The organism is Acinetobacter sp. UBA3132 (assembly GCF_002364825.1).
Classification (GTDB): domain Bacteria; phylum Pseudomonadota; class Gammaproteobacteria; order Pseudomonadales; family Moraxellaceae; genus Acinetobacter; species Acinetobacter schindleri.
The window spans coordinates 1-14,911 of sequence record NZ_DEZM01000121.1; the positions used below are offsets into that span (position 1 = coordinate 1).

General features: G+C 42.8%; 11 protein-coding genes, 3 pseudogenes and 1 other annotated feature. Of the genes and pseudogenes, 2 read left to right on the plus strand and 12 right to left on the minus strand.

Annotated elements, in window-relative coordinates; translation table 11 throughout:
* From B4033_RS05990 to B4033_RS06035, 11 genes and pseudogenes are all read right to left on the minus strand, one after another.
* Positions 1–944, minus strand: a 944-nt coding sequence (locus B4033_RS05990; RefSeq protein WP_286832684.1) for an iron-containing alcohol dehydrogenase, incomplete at its 3' end; no start/stop codon positions are given.
* Positions 945–1,199: 255 nt separating this feature from the next.
* The gene (locus tag B4033_RS13605) at positions 1,200–1,472 is read right to left on the minus strand and encodes a hypothetical protein (RefSeq protein ID WP_076754981.1); all 273 of its coding nucleotides are present in this window, start codon (positions 1,470–1,472) and stop codon (positions 1,200–1,202) included.
* The gene (locus B4033_RS05995; RefSeq protein WP_286832685.1) at positions 1,469–3,028 is read right to left on the minus strand and encodes a PepSY-associated TM helix domain-containing protein; all 1,560 of its coding nucleotides are present in this window, start codon (positions 3,026–3,028) and stop codon (positions 1,469–1,471) included. Before B4033_RS05995 ends, B4033_RS13605 begins: the two co-directional genes overlap by 4 nt.
* Positions 3,029–3,031: 3 nt before the next feature.
* On the minus strand, positions 3,032–3,313 hold the full coding sequence (locus B4033_RS06000; protein WP_004647796.1) for a hypothetical protein: 282 nt from the start codon (positions 3,311–3,313) through the stop codon (positions 3,032–3,034).
* A 42-nt stretch (positions 3,314–3,355) separates the two neighbouring features.
* A complete protein-coding gene (locus B4033_RS06005; protein ID WP_286832688.1) occupies positions 3,356–3,967 on the minus strand; it encodes a DUF4198 domain-containing protein in 612 nt (203 codons plus the stop codon).
* Positions 3,968–4,038: 71 nt separating this feature from the next.
* Entirely contained in the window at positions 4,039–6,195 is a 2,157-nt protein-coding gene (locus B4033_RS06010; RefSeq protein ID WP_286832689.1) for a TonB-dependent siderophore receptor, read from the minus strand.
* 305 nt (positions 6,196–6,500) lie between these two features.
* Positions 6,501–6,953: pseudogene (locus B4033_RS06015) on the minus strand (IS481 family transposase); the annotation flags it as partial.
* A gap of 61 nt (positions 6,954–7,014) precedes the next feature.
* Positions 7,015–8,115, minus strand: coding sequence for an ABC transporter permease (locus B4033_RS06020; RefSeq protein WP_286832690.1), 1,101 nt, complete (start codon positions 8,113–8,115; stop codon positions 7,015–7,017).
* Positions 8,112–9,242, minus strand: a complete 1,131-nt coding sequence (locus tag B4033_RS06025; RefSeq protein WP_286832692.1) for an ABC transporter permease — start codon at positions 9,240–9,242, stop codon at positions 8,112–8,114. The genes B4033_RS06020 and B4033_RS06025 overlap by 4 nt, the downstream gene beginning before the upstream one ends.
* Positions 9,242–10,372, minus strand: a complete 1,131-nt coding sequence (locus B4033_RS06030) for an HlyD family secretion protein (protein WP_286832693.1) — start codon at positions 10,370–10,372, stop codon at positions 9,242–9,244. Before B4033_RS06030 ends, B4033_RS06025 begins: the two co-directional genes overlap by 1 nt.
* An 11-nt stretch (positions 10,373–10,383) precedes the next feature.
* Positions 10,384–11,844, minus strand: coding sequence for a TolC family protein (locus B4033_RS06035; RefSeq protein WP_048881916.1), 1,461 nt, complete (start codon positions 11,842–11,844; stop codon positions 10,384–10,386).
* Between the two features lie 232 nt (positions 11,845–12,076).
* Here B4033_RS06035 and B4033_RS06040 point away from each other — a divergent pair.
* Together B4033_RS06040 and bioB are read left to right on the plus strand one after the other, a co-directional pair.
* Positions 12,077–12,945, plus strand: a pseudogene (locus tag B4033_RS06040) (IS982 family transposase).
* A 147-nt stretch (positions 12,946–13,092) separates the two neighbouring features.
* Entirely contained in the window at positions 13,093–14,082 is a 990-nt protein-coding gene (gene bioB, locus B4033_RS06045) for a biotin synthase BioB (protein ID WP_048881917.1), read from the plus strand.
* A 95-nt stretch (positions 14,083–14,177) separates the two neighbouring features.
* Here the strand turns inward: bioB and B4033_RS06050 are convergent.
* Positions 14,178–14,886 (minus strand): annotated as a pseudogene (locus B4033_RS06050) (IS3 family transposase); the annotation flags it as partial.
* Positions 14,496–14,611 (minus strand) — a sequence feature (AL1L pseudoknot). Its footprint overlaps the pseudogene before it by 116 nt.
* Positions 14,887–14,911: the final 25 nt, after the last annotated feature.

The window sequence follows — 14,911 nt, forward strand, 5'->3', positions numbered from 1 at the left end:
CCCATCAATTGGGCAATTTTGGCATAACGTTCAGGACAAGCAATCAGGTTAAATTCACAAACATGGGGGAGCAGAATTGCATTACAAACACCATGCGGCAAGTTGTAGAAGCCTCCGAGCTGATGTGCCATCGCATGCACATATCCTAAAGAGGCGTTGTTAAAGGCCATTCCGGCAAGATATTGGGCATAGCTCATGGCATCCCGTGCTTCCAGATTATCCCCATTCGCCACTGCCGGGCTAAGCCATTCGCTGATCATGGTAATCGCCTTTTCTGCACAGGCATCAGTGATTGGATTTGCTGCTGTAGACACATAGGCTTCTACTGCATGCGTCAAGGCATCCATACCTGTTGCCGCAGTCAGCCCTGCAGGTTTGGCCAACATAAGTTTAGGGTCATCAATCGCAATGAGTGGTGTACAACGCCAATCTACAATCGCCATTTTCACATGGGTATCGGTATTGGTAATGATACAGAAACGTGTCATCTCCGAAGCTGTCCCTGCCGTAGTATTGATTGCAATCAGTGGTGTCATCGGGACGGTACTTTTATCAATCCCTTCATAATCACGGATATGTCCGCCACCTGCAGTGACTAGGCCAATGCCTTTGGCACAGTCATGTGATGAACCCCCACCTAACGATACAATAAAATCACAGGCATTTTCATTATAAGCTGTAACTCCATGATGCACGTTAATATCAGTTGGATTGGGTTCCGCGCCTGGGAAAATATAACTGTCAACACCCGCCTCTTTCAAATAATTTGCAATATCATCTGCAACACCAAATTTAAACAGCCCCGCATCAGTTACAATCAGCGCTTTCTTGGCACCTAAATTTTGTGCTTTTATCCCGATTTCTTTAGCACAGCCCGGACCAAAAAGTGAAACACAGGGAATATAAAAACCGTTAGTTTGATCTGAAATATTTTTAAAAGCCATGGCGTGATTCCTTCTACCATTCATTGATTATTTTATCGGTGACCCTCACCGTAATATAAGTATTGGATGAAGTTAAAAAGAATCCTACCTACCAAATACCTACCAATTTAAATTTTTGATTCTAGCCAAAATAATGAATCTGAAATATTTAAAAGTAGGTTGGCAAGGTTTAGCAGATACTGAGTAGATTGGTTCAATAGAGGGCATGTAAGTAGCGCACTAGGCTGTTTGCTACTTTCTGATTTTAAATAAATACTAAAATGCTTTATTCATTTTTAAGATAAAGATAAACAGTACAGGGCTTAGAAATACCCATAGAGCCACAAAGCTGATACTGTAGCTAAACCGGGTCCGTAATAAAACCATTGCGACGAATAAGAAAATACCTGCTGCGAATTTAGTGTACGTAGGAAAATTCGCTAAAAAAGCGTACCGAGATTTTCGGGTTTTTAGGATCTGCTTTGCACTTACCGCATAAAAACCAAAACAGCTCAGCCAAAGCAGACCGATCACTGCAATCCATATCATGTTGATGATTCCTGTTGCGTAACTTTTAGTTTGGCGTGAATTTTATTGACCGCCTTTTGCTGAATAGGGGTAATTTTCTGGTGTAACAATAGGGCGAGAAGTGCCAAGCTCCACAACATCAGATCGATTCGCAGAAATGGCCAGTAAGTTGTAAAAGAATCAATATAGTCATGGAAAATGAGATAATAAATATTGATCAGCGGCAGCATAAAAGCAGTACCAATCAGGATTTTAAGCTGCATTCTCCATATATTTTGCTGTGGGGTTACACATGCCAGGATAAAACTGCCAAGCCAGATAGAGAAAAAACTATAAATTTCATAATTTGGTGCACCTACAGAAATACTGATAAAACGATTCGCATAGAGATATCCCAGCATGGCAAGCGGCAAGCCAATGATCATGGTGATATTCAAGCGGTTCACTAAATAGTGTCCGAGATGAAACCGCGCTGATTTTTTCTGCATCTGGCGTTTCAGACTCCACAGCAGCAGACCGGAGGCAATCATGGCGCAGCCCAATAGGCCAGAAAAAAACAGTCCTAAGCGTAAGACTGGCTCGGCAAAACGCGCCATATGCAAGCCATACATGCCGGCATTGAGTGTGGCAATTGCACTTTCATTGCGTGTACTTTCAAGCAATTTTCCGGTAGCTGCATTTAAAATAAGCTGTGCCTGATTTCGGGTAATGGAATGATCTTGGAGTTGGGTTAATGTTATTTGTGCCAGCTGGGTATTGGGCTGCTTGACCGTGATATTGTCAAATTCCGCATATCCCCAGTGTTGCTGTGCCGTGGTGATAAAATGTTGAATTGGCAGCATCTGGGTTTTCACAGGAACTGAGGGGGTGGCTGATGTATTGATTGTGCGAATTTCTTCAAAATATTGAAAGGGATTGTCTGGATAAAGCTTTTTCATACCGGAAGGCAGCACGATATAAAAGAAAATCGCCAGCCCGGTAAATGTCATGGTCAAAAAGAACGGCAGGGCAATCACTGAACTAACATTATGAAAATCCAGATAGGAGCGCTGCCCCTTAAATGCTCTTAAGGTAAAAAAGTCTGTCAGGATTTTTTTATGGGTAATGATTCCTGAAATCAGAGTCAATAACATGATAAAGGCAGCAATCGTCACAATCAGCCGACCAATGGTGTAGGGCATACCATAGAGCTGAAAATGAAAATTATAGAAAAAATCTCCCCCTTGGGTGGCCGAGAGGTTTAATTCTTTTCCTGTCGAAGCATCCAGGGTTTTGACTTCATAGCCACCATCCGCTTTTTGCCAGTAGACTTTATTCACAGGTGAATCTTGATTGGCGACTCCGATATACCAGTTTTGGGCGTCCGGTGCATGCTGCTGTAAATAGCTGTAAGCAGATTTTAAGGCAGTTTCCTGATTGACTTGTATTGAGGCAAATTCAGGCTGCATCCATATACTGATTTCAGATCGGTAATAGGTGACCGCGCCTGTTAAAAAGATCGCGAAGAGTAACCAGCCAAAGCTTAAACCTAACCATGAATGTAGCCATGCCATAGATTGACGGACAGATTTATACATGGTTTAACCTATGAAGCGGGAGATGGTAAATAAGCTAAGGAAAGGAAGCAGGCTATAGACCGAAAGCTTTTTTAAGCTTTGGATACAGAAGATGCCAATCACAAAACAGACATAAAAAATCAGGGCAATAACGGCGGCCAAATAGACGGATTCTGCTTTGGGCAGAAAAGCCTGTAGAAAGTAAGCTAGATCGAGTGCGATCAAATAACTGCACAAGTAGCCCATCCCAAAGCTCATGCCTAAGCGATAGAAAATGGCGAGTGGCTGCACTACAACAGACATCATATTTGGCCTTGAATAAATCTATACTGATGAAAATCTAAAAACTTAATAAACAAAACTTAAAGTCGTTACCAGATACTGTTTTTTATAGGCCTGCTGATTCAATTTTCCGGCCTTGTCTGCTTCTTTGCCAACTTCAATGACATATTGACCTTTCCATGGCGTGGCAATGGTAATCTGGCCTTGGCCGTTGGTGGTGTATTTTTTTAGCCAGAATTGCGGGGAAAAGACTGTGACTTCAACATCCGCAGCAGCTTTACCCTGATACAGTACCGTAAATGTATTGCTGTTGATCTGGGTCGGGACAATATCCAGTTCGGACTCTGCTTTCAAGTTTTGTCTGCCGGATTTGGCATGATAGCTCAGCAATGATTCTCCATAGATCAATTCATGAGTGAGCTGGACATCGGTCTGGCCTTGGGTTGCATAGAGCAAATGATCCTGTTGCATTTGAGGACTAAATGTTTTTTTGGCCTGAACGGCCTTTGCATGATTGAAAGACTTGAGGGCACCTTGCTGCGTTTCTTTGAGCTGTTCACTATATTCACCAAAGAACGCATGAGTCTGCTGATTTGTGCCACGTTCCAGCCAAAGCATATGCGCCTGAGCTGAAAGTGTCATAGACAGTCCAAGGGTCAAAGCGATCATTTTTTTCATTTGTTTTACCTATTTTTGTGTATGTAGCGATGATTTAGCCCTGAACATATCGTCAAGGCTAAGCTTGAAAATCAGTATTTAAATTTCACGGCAACGCTGTAATTCGCTGGTGCACCATAAAAACCTTGCTGATTGGGGAAATTGAACAGATATTTTTCATTGGTCAGGTTATTGCCATTGGCTTGCAAGGTCATATGCTCATTCAGTTCATAGCTGGCCATTAAGTTCACGAGCGCATAGGCATCCTGCTCAATGACTCCAGCTTTCTGGGTAATCACTCCATTGGCGGTTGCTTCAGGCACATCCAGATAGGTTTGATCCTGCCACTGCACACCAAGGCCCAGTTTCAGTTTTGGAAGTTGTGGCACCTGATAGGTCGTTAAAAGATTAAAAGACTGGGTTGGATTGAAGGTACGCGCATCACCGTCATTGATCAGATCTTTCAGGCTAAACTGGGTATAACCAAAGCTTAAGTTAAAATGGTCGGTCAGTTGTCCCGCCAAGCCAAACTCGTAGCCTTGGGAACGCAGGTCACTGACCTGAGTTGTGCGTAAAGTCGGGATACCATCAGAATCACGAAGCGGATAATTACTTTGCTCCGTTCTGAACACAGCCATGGTGGCGGTAAGCTTGTCATCTAGCCAAGAACCTTTGACTCCGACTTCATAGCTTTCACCTTCGATCGGTTTGTTAATACTGCCATCATCTGCTTTGGTGGTTTGCGGACGGAAAATCGAGGTATAACTCAGATAGCCTGTATATTCAGGGCTAAAGTTATAGGTCAGACCGGCATAGGGTAAAACTTTATCTTCATCATAAACAGTATCTTTTCCATAACTACTGCCACTGCTTTCAGCCTGAACGTAGTTCGCACCTAAAAGCAGTTTCAGATCATCATTCAGATGCAGTCGGGTCGCAGCATAAAGGCTCTGGTTCTTCTGCCGGATATGCATTTCACCACTGGTTTTCGACATGTCCCAGCTTGGTTCTTCGGGTGTAAAGCTGGCTAAATCTGTGGTCAGCGGATTGACAAAGCTGCCAGCATAACCCAATTCATCCAGACGATTTTTGGCCCAGACATAGCCCAATGAGGCTTCATGGCGTTGTCCCCAAAGCGGATAGGTGCCGCTAAAACTCAGGCTGGCTTGTTGTTCTTTATTGTCATCAATATACATGCCTGGGTAGAGGAAGATGCCTGAAGTGCCATTTGCACCGGGATTGCCCAATAGGAACAAGAGTTTTGAATCCCGCTGAGTCTGTTTTTCATCATAAGTTAGTTTGGCTGTCCAGTCGCCACCCAGTTTTTGTTCAAGCTCGGCAAAGTAACTTTTAATATTGCTATCCCAGTGGGCCCAGCTTGGACTGTAATTATAATTCCGTGAGTAACTGAGCTGCTCGCCTTCGGTATTGATCAGCGGATTAGAACCCCAATTCACACCATTCGGCTTGTGATTGGTTTCGGTATAGCCAGCAGTCAATAGAGTTGTGTCAGTAATATCTGCCTCCACAACAGCACCTATGCCGTTTTTTTCCAGTTCATAACGATCCAGATAACTGTCGCCTGTTTGTTGATAGCCAAATACACGACCTCTGACTTTTCCATCTTGGGTGAGAGGAGAGGATACATCTACTTCATAGCGCTGCGTATTCCATGAGCCATAACTGGCATTAAAGGCTGTTTGAAGGTCGGATGTCGGGCGTTTGCGAATCATATTAATAGTTGCGCCGGGATCGCCAATTCCATTATTTAAGGCATTCGCGCCTTTGACCACTTCTACACGGTCAAACAAAAAACTGTCTGGATTATCATTATTATAATTATAGCCTTCGAGTGGAATACCAACGCCATCGACTAAAACATTTGAAATCTCGAAACCTCGGGCAAGGTAGGAGGTCCGTTCTGTTTCCTGATTACTGACGATAATGCCAGGGGTATTGCGCAGTACGTCCCGGGTATTATCCAAGGCAAAGTCATCCAGTTGCTGGCGGGTAAGGACATTGACTGTTTGCGGCGTTTCCTTGAGTGGAATATTCAGTTTTGAGGCGGTTGACGAGTTTTGGATGATATAGGCTTTACTCTGTTCAGAGCTGAGCTCACTCTGTTCTGATTCCGCTGTAACGGTAATCGTCGGTAATTGCTGAGTATCATCGGCAAAACTTTGTTGTGTAACTAAAATCGAAAAACTGAGTAAAGATAGTTTAAATGATGAAGGAACGGTAGAAGACATTTTAGTTAATGTAAATGATAATAATTATCAGTAATGTTATTGTTTAATATCTCTTAAAGCAATCTCAATATAACAGGAAATATGAATGAAAAATGGGTTAATGATAGGTAAATCTCCAAATAAAACTTTAATGTAAGGATAGGGAGTAATAAATATCACTATTAAAAAGATGTTATTACCTTACCTTTGTGCTCCTGAACGGCTTTGCTGCACGAATACCTAACACTATGATTTTATTATATTTATTTTTTATTAAAATTTTATAAAACCCTTAAAAATCAGTATTTTGCAAAATATTTATGCAATAAAGCCACGAAGAGATAAAGCTTATCCTGTGCTGTTTGCATCTCAGCGATGTCGATATGAAAGTAACCATTGAAGCGCTTCCTGACAGGGCGATCACCTTGTACCTTAGGCAGTCATGAAATACCATGCCGCTGCAAGCAGCGGTATAACGACGAGCGTGTCAGATAAGGAATACTCGGCTGCAATGCATAAAGGCAATCGTCTAGCGGCAACAAAGTGCGTTTTTGAAAAGCAACAATTGCCGTCTCATCTTCAGGCGATAACACGCTTGAGCGAGGATTCTTTGGCCCCGTTGTAAGATCATCTACTGAAGTACGTTTCTTCCATTTTGCGACGGTTTTTTGATTGATGCGGTAACGCTTGGCTAGCGTTCTTAAGCTCTCTTGACTATTTTGTATTGCTCGACGCACTGTCTGTGTCGTTGTGACGCTGCTGTGTAGAACTTGTCCCATAGTACTTCTTTCCATTTCTCTAAGAATGTTGCACTATTAAAATCTGGGACTAAACATCTAGCTAGAAAGTTCCACAGTTTGAAATTAAACGTCGATAAGCCAAAAAAAAGCACAAGCTACCGATCATTCCAAGATAGAGCAGTTTAGGCAAGATCAGTGTTGTAGGCACACCCATCTGATTGAGTTGAATAAACATCTGCACAATTTGGGTGGAAGGCAGGATTTCGCCAACGACTTGCATCCAGGTGGGCATGGCAGCATGCGGCCAGGCCGCACCAGATAAAAAGAACAGTGGAATAGAAGTGAATACAATGACATGCCCCGCACGTTCCGGCAGATCCAGAAAACTGGCAAATAGGCAGGTCATGCCAATTATCGTGTAGATAAAAACCGCAACAGCCAGCAGCATCCCGAGCAGGTTGCCACCGCGCGGATAATCAAATAGCCAGAAGCTAAAGCCGAATAAATAGAAACATCCCAGACAACCAATGGTGAAGACCGCTAAACACATCCCAATCAATGCATTTGTGTTTAATTCTATTTTTCTTTCCCGATATACCAAAATCAGCATACTCAAACCCAAAAGAATGGTTTGGTGGATAATTAAAGGTGCAACCGCAGGAAAGACATAGCTGCCATAGCCGGACAGCGGATTAAATAAAGGAATTTGATGTACAGAAAGGGCCGGTGAAAAATCCGAGACCTTGCCAAAGCGTTCAGTATAATCTGCCAAAGTTTGCTCAACTGATGTAGCTAAGCCCAGACCAATTTGTTTGGTCACTAAAAAGTTGGCCGTGCTTAAATACAGTCCAATTCCGCCTGTTTCACCATGCCTTAAGCTTTGCGATAAATTGTCCGGTAGTAACAAGATACCATCGGCTTTTTGAGATTCCACCCATTGTTTGGCTTCGGCAAAATTTCCGGTAATCGCCTGAATTTCGACATTGGGGCTTTGTGCCACCTGACCAATAATGCGGGTACTTAAGCTACTTTGTTCTTCATCGACAATAATAATCGGTAAGGCTTCAGCCTGCTGTGCCTGATAAGCGGTTGGATAAAAAAAGCTGTAAAACAAGACGGATAGAATCAGCGTGGTAAAGATCGTGCCGTGACTGACGATATCTTTAAAGCTTTGTAGATAGTAAAACCAAAGGGATTTCATGGTGTTGCTCCTTTGGCGATTTTTTTAAGACACAGATAAGTCAGCAGAGCGTAGACTAGGGCATAGATCAGCAGCATTAATCCAGCTTGCAGTGAAATATGCAATGGACTACCAATCACCCATTGTTCAGTTTGTAATTTGGCATAGGGCGTGAACGGAATAATATTGGACCAAAACTGGGTGAATAGGGGCGCATTATTTAAAGGTAAAGTCACACCGGCAAAACTTAAAGATGAACCACCATAGACCGCAATGATGCCAAAAGATTTACTTAAATCTTTGGTTGCCAGAACCACTGCACTGCTTAAAAATGCATAAGCGCTATATAGCAGAAATTGTGCCGATAGAATCAGAGCGAGCGAGCCGGCAACAAACCAGCCGCGAATTTCAATCAGCCAGAACATCCAGATCCAGGTCCATAGACTAAAAATAGCCACATAGACCAGGTTCTTAGACAGTAATGCCATCCAGATGGATGAGTTGCTAATCCAGCTTGTTAAGGTCTGCCGCTTCAGTTCCTGACCGACGGAAAATGCCACACAACAACACAGCAGTAAATGCAGAATTGCCGGAATGACATAGAGTTCCAGATAGAATTCATAATTCAGCTGCGGATTATACAGCGGCGATATTTTGATATGCGGTGACGGTGCTTCGAGAGAAGGCAGCCGGTTGCCCAGATATTGCTGTCCGCTAAATTCAGCCAGTGCTTGCAGGGTACTGACCAGCATGGCAGAGGAAATGGTATTTCCGATACTGAAATAACTCTGGTTAAAGGCAATACTGATGTCAGCATCCCGGGCACGAACCAGACGTTGCTCGGCACCGCTGGGAATATGGATATAACCCCAAATTTTATTTTGATTTAACAGGCGCTCAATTTCAGCTGTTTGTTCCGACACCGTAGCAATTTTAAGAGTATGATTCAGCGCCACATGCTGATAAATGCTTTGACTCAGCGCACTCTGGTCTTGATCAATAATCGCAATCGGTAAATGATCCGGTTTCCCTTGAGCAAACATGCTGCTGAATAAAATAATCACCAGTGCAGGTGCGAGCGTGACCAGACACAGATCCCATTTTTCGCGGAGCAGATAGCGCAGTTCGCGCCATATACCCGTCCACATTATCGGGTCTCTTTCAGTTTAAATAACACGCTCATCCCAACTTTCAGTTCAGGAATCGCTGGTGTGGGCACAAGATGCAGCTTAAAACTTCTCACATCATAACCGCCGGTTTGGCGTGTGGTCTTAATGGTGGCAAATTCACCTTCAGCACTGATCTGCTTGATTTTAAAAGTGGCGGTTTTATCTAGGGCGGGAATATAACCTTCAATACTGCTCATTTTCTGAAACGGGGCATATTGGTCTTCACGAATATTCAGGCTCACCCACATTTGATCTTCAATCAGGCTGACCACAGGGACTGCGGTGGCTACCAGCTCCGAGACTTTGCCATAGGTTTTAGACACCGTTCCGTTTACAGGTGCTACTAATTGGGTTTCTGCTTCTAAAGCATTGGCTTCATCCAGCGCAGCCTGGGCAATATCTACCTGTGCATCGGCGGAACTCTTTTGCTGCGAAGTGCTGCCACGTTTGGCACGTGCATATTGCTGATACGCCGCCTCTGTCATTTGCGCCGCTGATTGACTGGCTGCATACAATTCATCACGGCGCTGGCGTGAAATCACACCTTCCTTCAATAAATTTGCACCACGCTCATAAGAAACTTTGGCTAAATTTTGCTGTGCTTTCAGCGATTGCCAGTTGGCATACAGACTGGCGATATTTTCTTCCTGCGAGCCACGTTCAGCAGTCGATTGTAAGGCTAGCGCAGATTGTAAAGCCGCTGCGGCTTGCTGTTTTTTGGCCTGAATTTCCGGGCTGTTTAAGCGCACCAGTACATCGCCTTTTTTGACCCGCTGACCTTCTTCTACATAGATTTCTTCAATACGGCTCGGCACTTTGGTCGCCACCTGAACCGTTTCAGCTTCTACACGACCCTGCAATTCCAGCGGAGCCGGTTGGTAGCTTTTCCATAATCCAAATGCGATGACTGCCAGCAGAACTGGAATCAGGGCGAGCAATAAATATTTTTTCTTTTTAGCGATTTCAGGAGCTTGTTGTTGCTCGGTCGAAGTCGTCGCGTTGTTTTCTATTTCAGTTTTTGTTTCTACCTGTTGCGCAGGCGATTTTTCTGTATCGCTGGATGAAGCCGCTTCATTCACAGGATCATTGGGCTTTTGATCTTCGTTCATGTTCGGCTCCATTAGCGAATATAGTGAGTGTTGGTATGTTGGATGTAGTTCGGAAATTCTGCAATCGAGCCATGGCTTTGTAATAGTGTGGCCAGTGACATCACATATTTGTAAGCATTCAAGGCAGTTTCGGCTCGTAGTCCGCTCAGCATATTTTGTGCATCGATGACCTGTATGGCGGTGCCCATATCTTCTTTAAAGGACAATTCTTGGATGCGTAAATTTTCCTGTGCGGCTTTCAAGTTTTGTGCCAGAAGCGCATCACTTTGCTGTGCACTGAGTGCTTCGCTATAAGATTTATAAATCAGATTTTCAATTTCCTGCTGGGTGCGTGCAGTGAGAAGTTCTGTGGCAGAGCGTTTGAGTTCGGCAGCCTGAATATTTTTGTTTTTATCGATCCCGGAAAACAGGTTATAGCGTGCGGCAATCCCGACAATCCAGTTTTCATTTTGATCCAGACTATATTCGCCAAAAGCAAAAACATTCGGTTTTTTCGCTGCTTGCTGGGCTTTGACATTGGCTTGAGCTAATTGAGTATCCAGCTGCATTTTTTGAATCAGCGCAGAGTTCTGACTAAAGGTTTTCAGCAGATGATTTAAGGCCTGTGGCTCGGTTTTATTGACAAATAAAGGCGTCGAAAGTTCGGTGATGCTACTTTCCTGAAGCAGATTATTGAGCTGGAACAGGGCAGCATTCAAATTGGCCTGCGTATTTTGCTGGCTGCGCTCGGCATTATTGCGTGCCACTTCAAACTGCATGCGGTGGCCTTTACTGATAAAACCTTGCTGTTCCATCTTTAAGGCATTGCGATAATGCTGCTGCATGGCATTCAGATTAAACAGCGCAGCTGCATGCAGTTGCTTTTGGAGCTGTACATTAAAATAACTTTGAATCAGTTCAAAACGCTGCGTGTCTTGCTGCTGTTTGTTGCTGAGCTGACTACGACCGACCTGAATATTGGCGATTTCTTTAGCGTTGCTTGTCAGTCCACCGGTATAAAGCGGCATCATGACTGAAACCGTCGGGCGAATGACCTGATCATCCAGCACGACATGCGAACTATCAGGAATTAAGCCAACTCCATTTTGAATAGGTTGTCTTAAACTATTTTTTAGCGGGTCAGCCAGATCACCTAAGTTCAGTTCATCAATTCTATTATTGACACCATTCGTTAAGGATTGCTCTAAATTATTTTTTAATGCACCTAAAGGCAGATCGAGTTCATTATGAAAGGCATAAGCACGAACATTCAGATCGACTCTCGGCAGGCCTATACCTTTCACTGCTTCAGCTTCAAGTTTTGAGGCCTGTTCCAGACTTTGATAGGCTTGGCTGCTATAAGAATTTTGCAACAAATGACGTTCAGCGTCCTGAAAGCTGATGCTCTGCGCATGAGCAAAGCTGCCATACATCATCGATGCAAGCAAATTTAACCCCCAGACAAGCTGTCTTTTATTTTTCTTTGAGTTCATAAAGTCGCTAAACTGATTTAAAGCCGGTGATGTTATCCGGCTAGTATAGATTAAAAGTTCGTAGATAGAACTAGTGTAAAGTTATAGTATTGTTTCTTGTACATTTGTCTATAAAAAAGGAAGCTTATGCATCCTTAATTAACCCGAATCGCGGATAAGAAATTGACTTGCAAAATAAGAGGACTAGAGCCATCAGTTGAGTTACCACACCAAACTCACAACTCTAGTCCTGATGTTCAATAGTACCGAATTATTCAGCGTAATTGATGATTTTTTCTTAAATTTGAATCAACTTATTGGGAGTTTCTCAAACAAAACCGTGGTTCCTTAAGAATCAGAGCTGCTCAACTTACAATTTCAGAAATCTGCTTTATTGCCATTTGGTACAAATGCTCTCATTTCAATAATTTCAAAGCCTTTTTCACCTGGCTAAAAGAAAATAAAAGCCATTTATTTAAGTACTTGTCTTGCTATCAAAGGATGATTCATCTGATCAATATGCATGAATTAGCTTTACACGCTTTACATGTGGCACTGATGAAAGGCCAAGGTACACAATATTTATGGATTGATTCAACAACTCTGCCAGTTTGTAAAACTCAACGTATTCAGCATCATAAATCATTAGTCCAAATTGCATCACGTGGTAGAAGCTCAATTGGCTGGTTTTATGGCTGTAAATTACATATTGCGATGAATCAATTTGGTGAAATTGCCTGTTCTGCTTTATCGAATGGACATGTTGCTGACATAAAAATGGTTGAGCAATTGGTTGCTGGTGTAGAAGCAAAACTTTACGGGGATCGAGGTTACATCAGCCAAGAATTAAAAATTAGATTGAAATATCAAGGTATTGATTTAATTACTTATCATCGAAAGAATATGCAGGCTATTCAACTCTGTGCATCAGATGAATATCACCTAAGACAACGCAATAAGATAGAAACATTATTCAGTTTATTGAAGGGGCAATACAATTTAGTGACGAGTAAAGCACGTAGTCTTCATGGGTTTCTGAGTGGAATTTACGCCTCACTATGTGCATATCAACTCACTCATCAAAATAAGCCAACAATTCAAATTAAGGAATCATCGGCTTAAGCAGGATTCGAGTTAAATAAGCTTTCAAAATAGCTTGATACACTAAAGCTATTTTAAGCAGGCAATGAATATGAAAGAAAACGCTAAAGAAAAATAAAAAAAACAGCGTATGATTTACTCAATGGAATTTTAGATGATGCAGACAAGATGATCCGTAATGATTGGTCACGTGCCGAAATACAAGAAATTTATGACTTGCCTTTAATGGATTTACTGTTTCAGGCACAGCAAATTCATCGCCAAAACTTTGAACCGAATACTGTTCAGGTCAGTACTCTGCTTTCAATTAAAACGGGCCGTTGTCCGGAAGATTGTAAATACTGTTCGCAATCTGCACATTATGATACTGATCTGGAAATTGAAAAACGCGTAGAAGTACAAAAGGCGATTGCTGAAGCCAAACAGGCCAAAGCTTCCGGTTCGACCCGTTTTTGCATGGGCGCAGCATGGCGTAACCCGCATGAACGCGATATGCCGTATGTGCTGGAATTGGTGCAGGAAATCAAGAAACTGGGCATGGAAACCTGTATGACCCTAGGGATGCTGAATGCCTCACAAGCGGAACGTCTGAAAGATGCAGGGCTAGATTATTACAACCACAACCTTGATACCTCACGTGAATATTATGCCAATGTCATCAGTACACGTAGCTTTGATGACCGCTTAAATACGCTTGATCATGTGCGTAATGCCGGAATTAATGTCTGTAGTGGCGGTATTGTCGGCTTGGGCGAAGGCGTACAAGACCGAGTCGGTTTGTTATTTGAACTAGCGACTATGCCGATTCACCCGGGTTCGGTGCCCATAAATATGCTGGTTCCTATTGAAGGCACACCACTGGCCGATGTTGAAAAACTGGATGTGATTGACTGGATTCGTACTATTGCGGTAGCACGGATTATTATGCCGAAGAGTTATATCCGCTTGTCGGCAGGTCGTGAATCTCTCTCTGACTCTGATCAGGCACTGGCATTTATGGCTGGAGCTAACTCATTATTTTCAGGTGATAAATTGCTTACTGCCCCGAATAGTGGTGAAGGTAAAGACAAAGCCTTGTTTGCTAAATTAGGCTTAAAAGCTGAAGCTGCCAAGAAAACAGCTAAAGAATTGGCTGTAGATGCGATGCAACCTGCTTAATTAATCGTGTAACAAACAGGGATCATTTCAACTTGAACCGTACCGGGTTTGTCGGAGACCAACTTTCCAGAGATGAGAAGCATTGCTTCGCAAGGATTTTGATGATCAGCACTAAAATTACGTTTCACTAAATCATCTGCTCTTTTTTGATCATCTCGGCTACGGGTGGTTTGTTTATTCTTACCACGCCAAACACCTTGTATACCTAGCTTCTGCATCAATCGAGCAACTGTACAGCGTGCAATAATATAACCTTCACGTTTCAGTTTTTGCCAGACTTTACGTACACCATATCGACCTGAACTTTCTTTCCAAATTCGTTTAATTTGTTCAGCATGATGCTCATCATGTAGATCTCGTTTCGCTCGATGTTCTGGATTGTCCGCGAGATCTAAAGTCCGGTAATAGGTTGGAGCCGCGATCGGTAAAATTCTACAAATCGCTTCAACACCATATAACGCCTTATTATTATGGATAAAATCCATCATTATTTGTGTGGGCGGTCGAGCTCCGCCTGGGCGAAAAAGCGGCTGCTTTACGTAGAATTTCATTCGCACGTTGCAGTTCTTTATTTTCGCGTTCCAGTTGTTTGATACGTTCTGGATCTGAAAATTGTTGTACTTTGATTGGATTTTGTTGATCTAAGTATTTTTGATACCAAACATGTAGGGTTTCAGGAGTACAACCAATCTTAGGCGCAATTGCGGAAAATGCTGCCCAATTCGATGGATAATCTTTTTCAGATTCAATTAGTAATTGAACCGCTCTTTCTCTGATTTCAGGGGTATATTTGGGTTTTGTCATCGGGACACTACGCTTCGCTACGTCT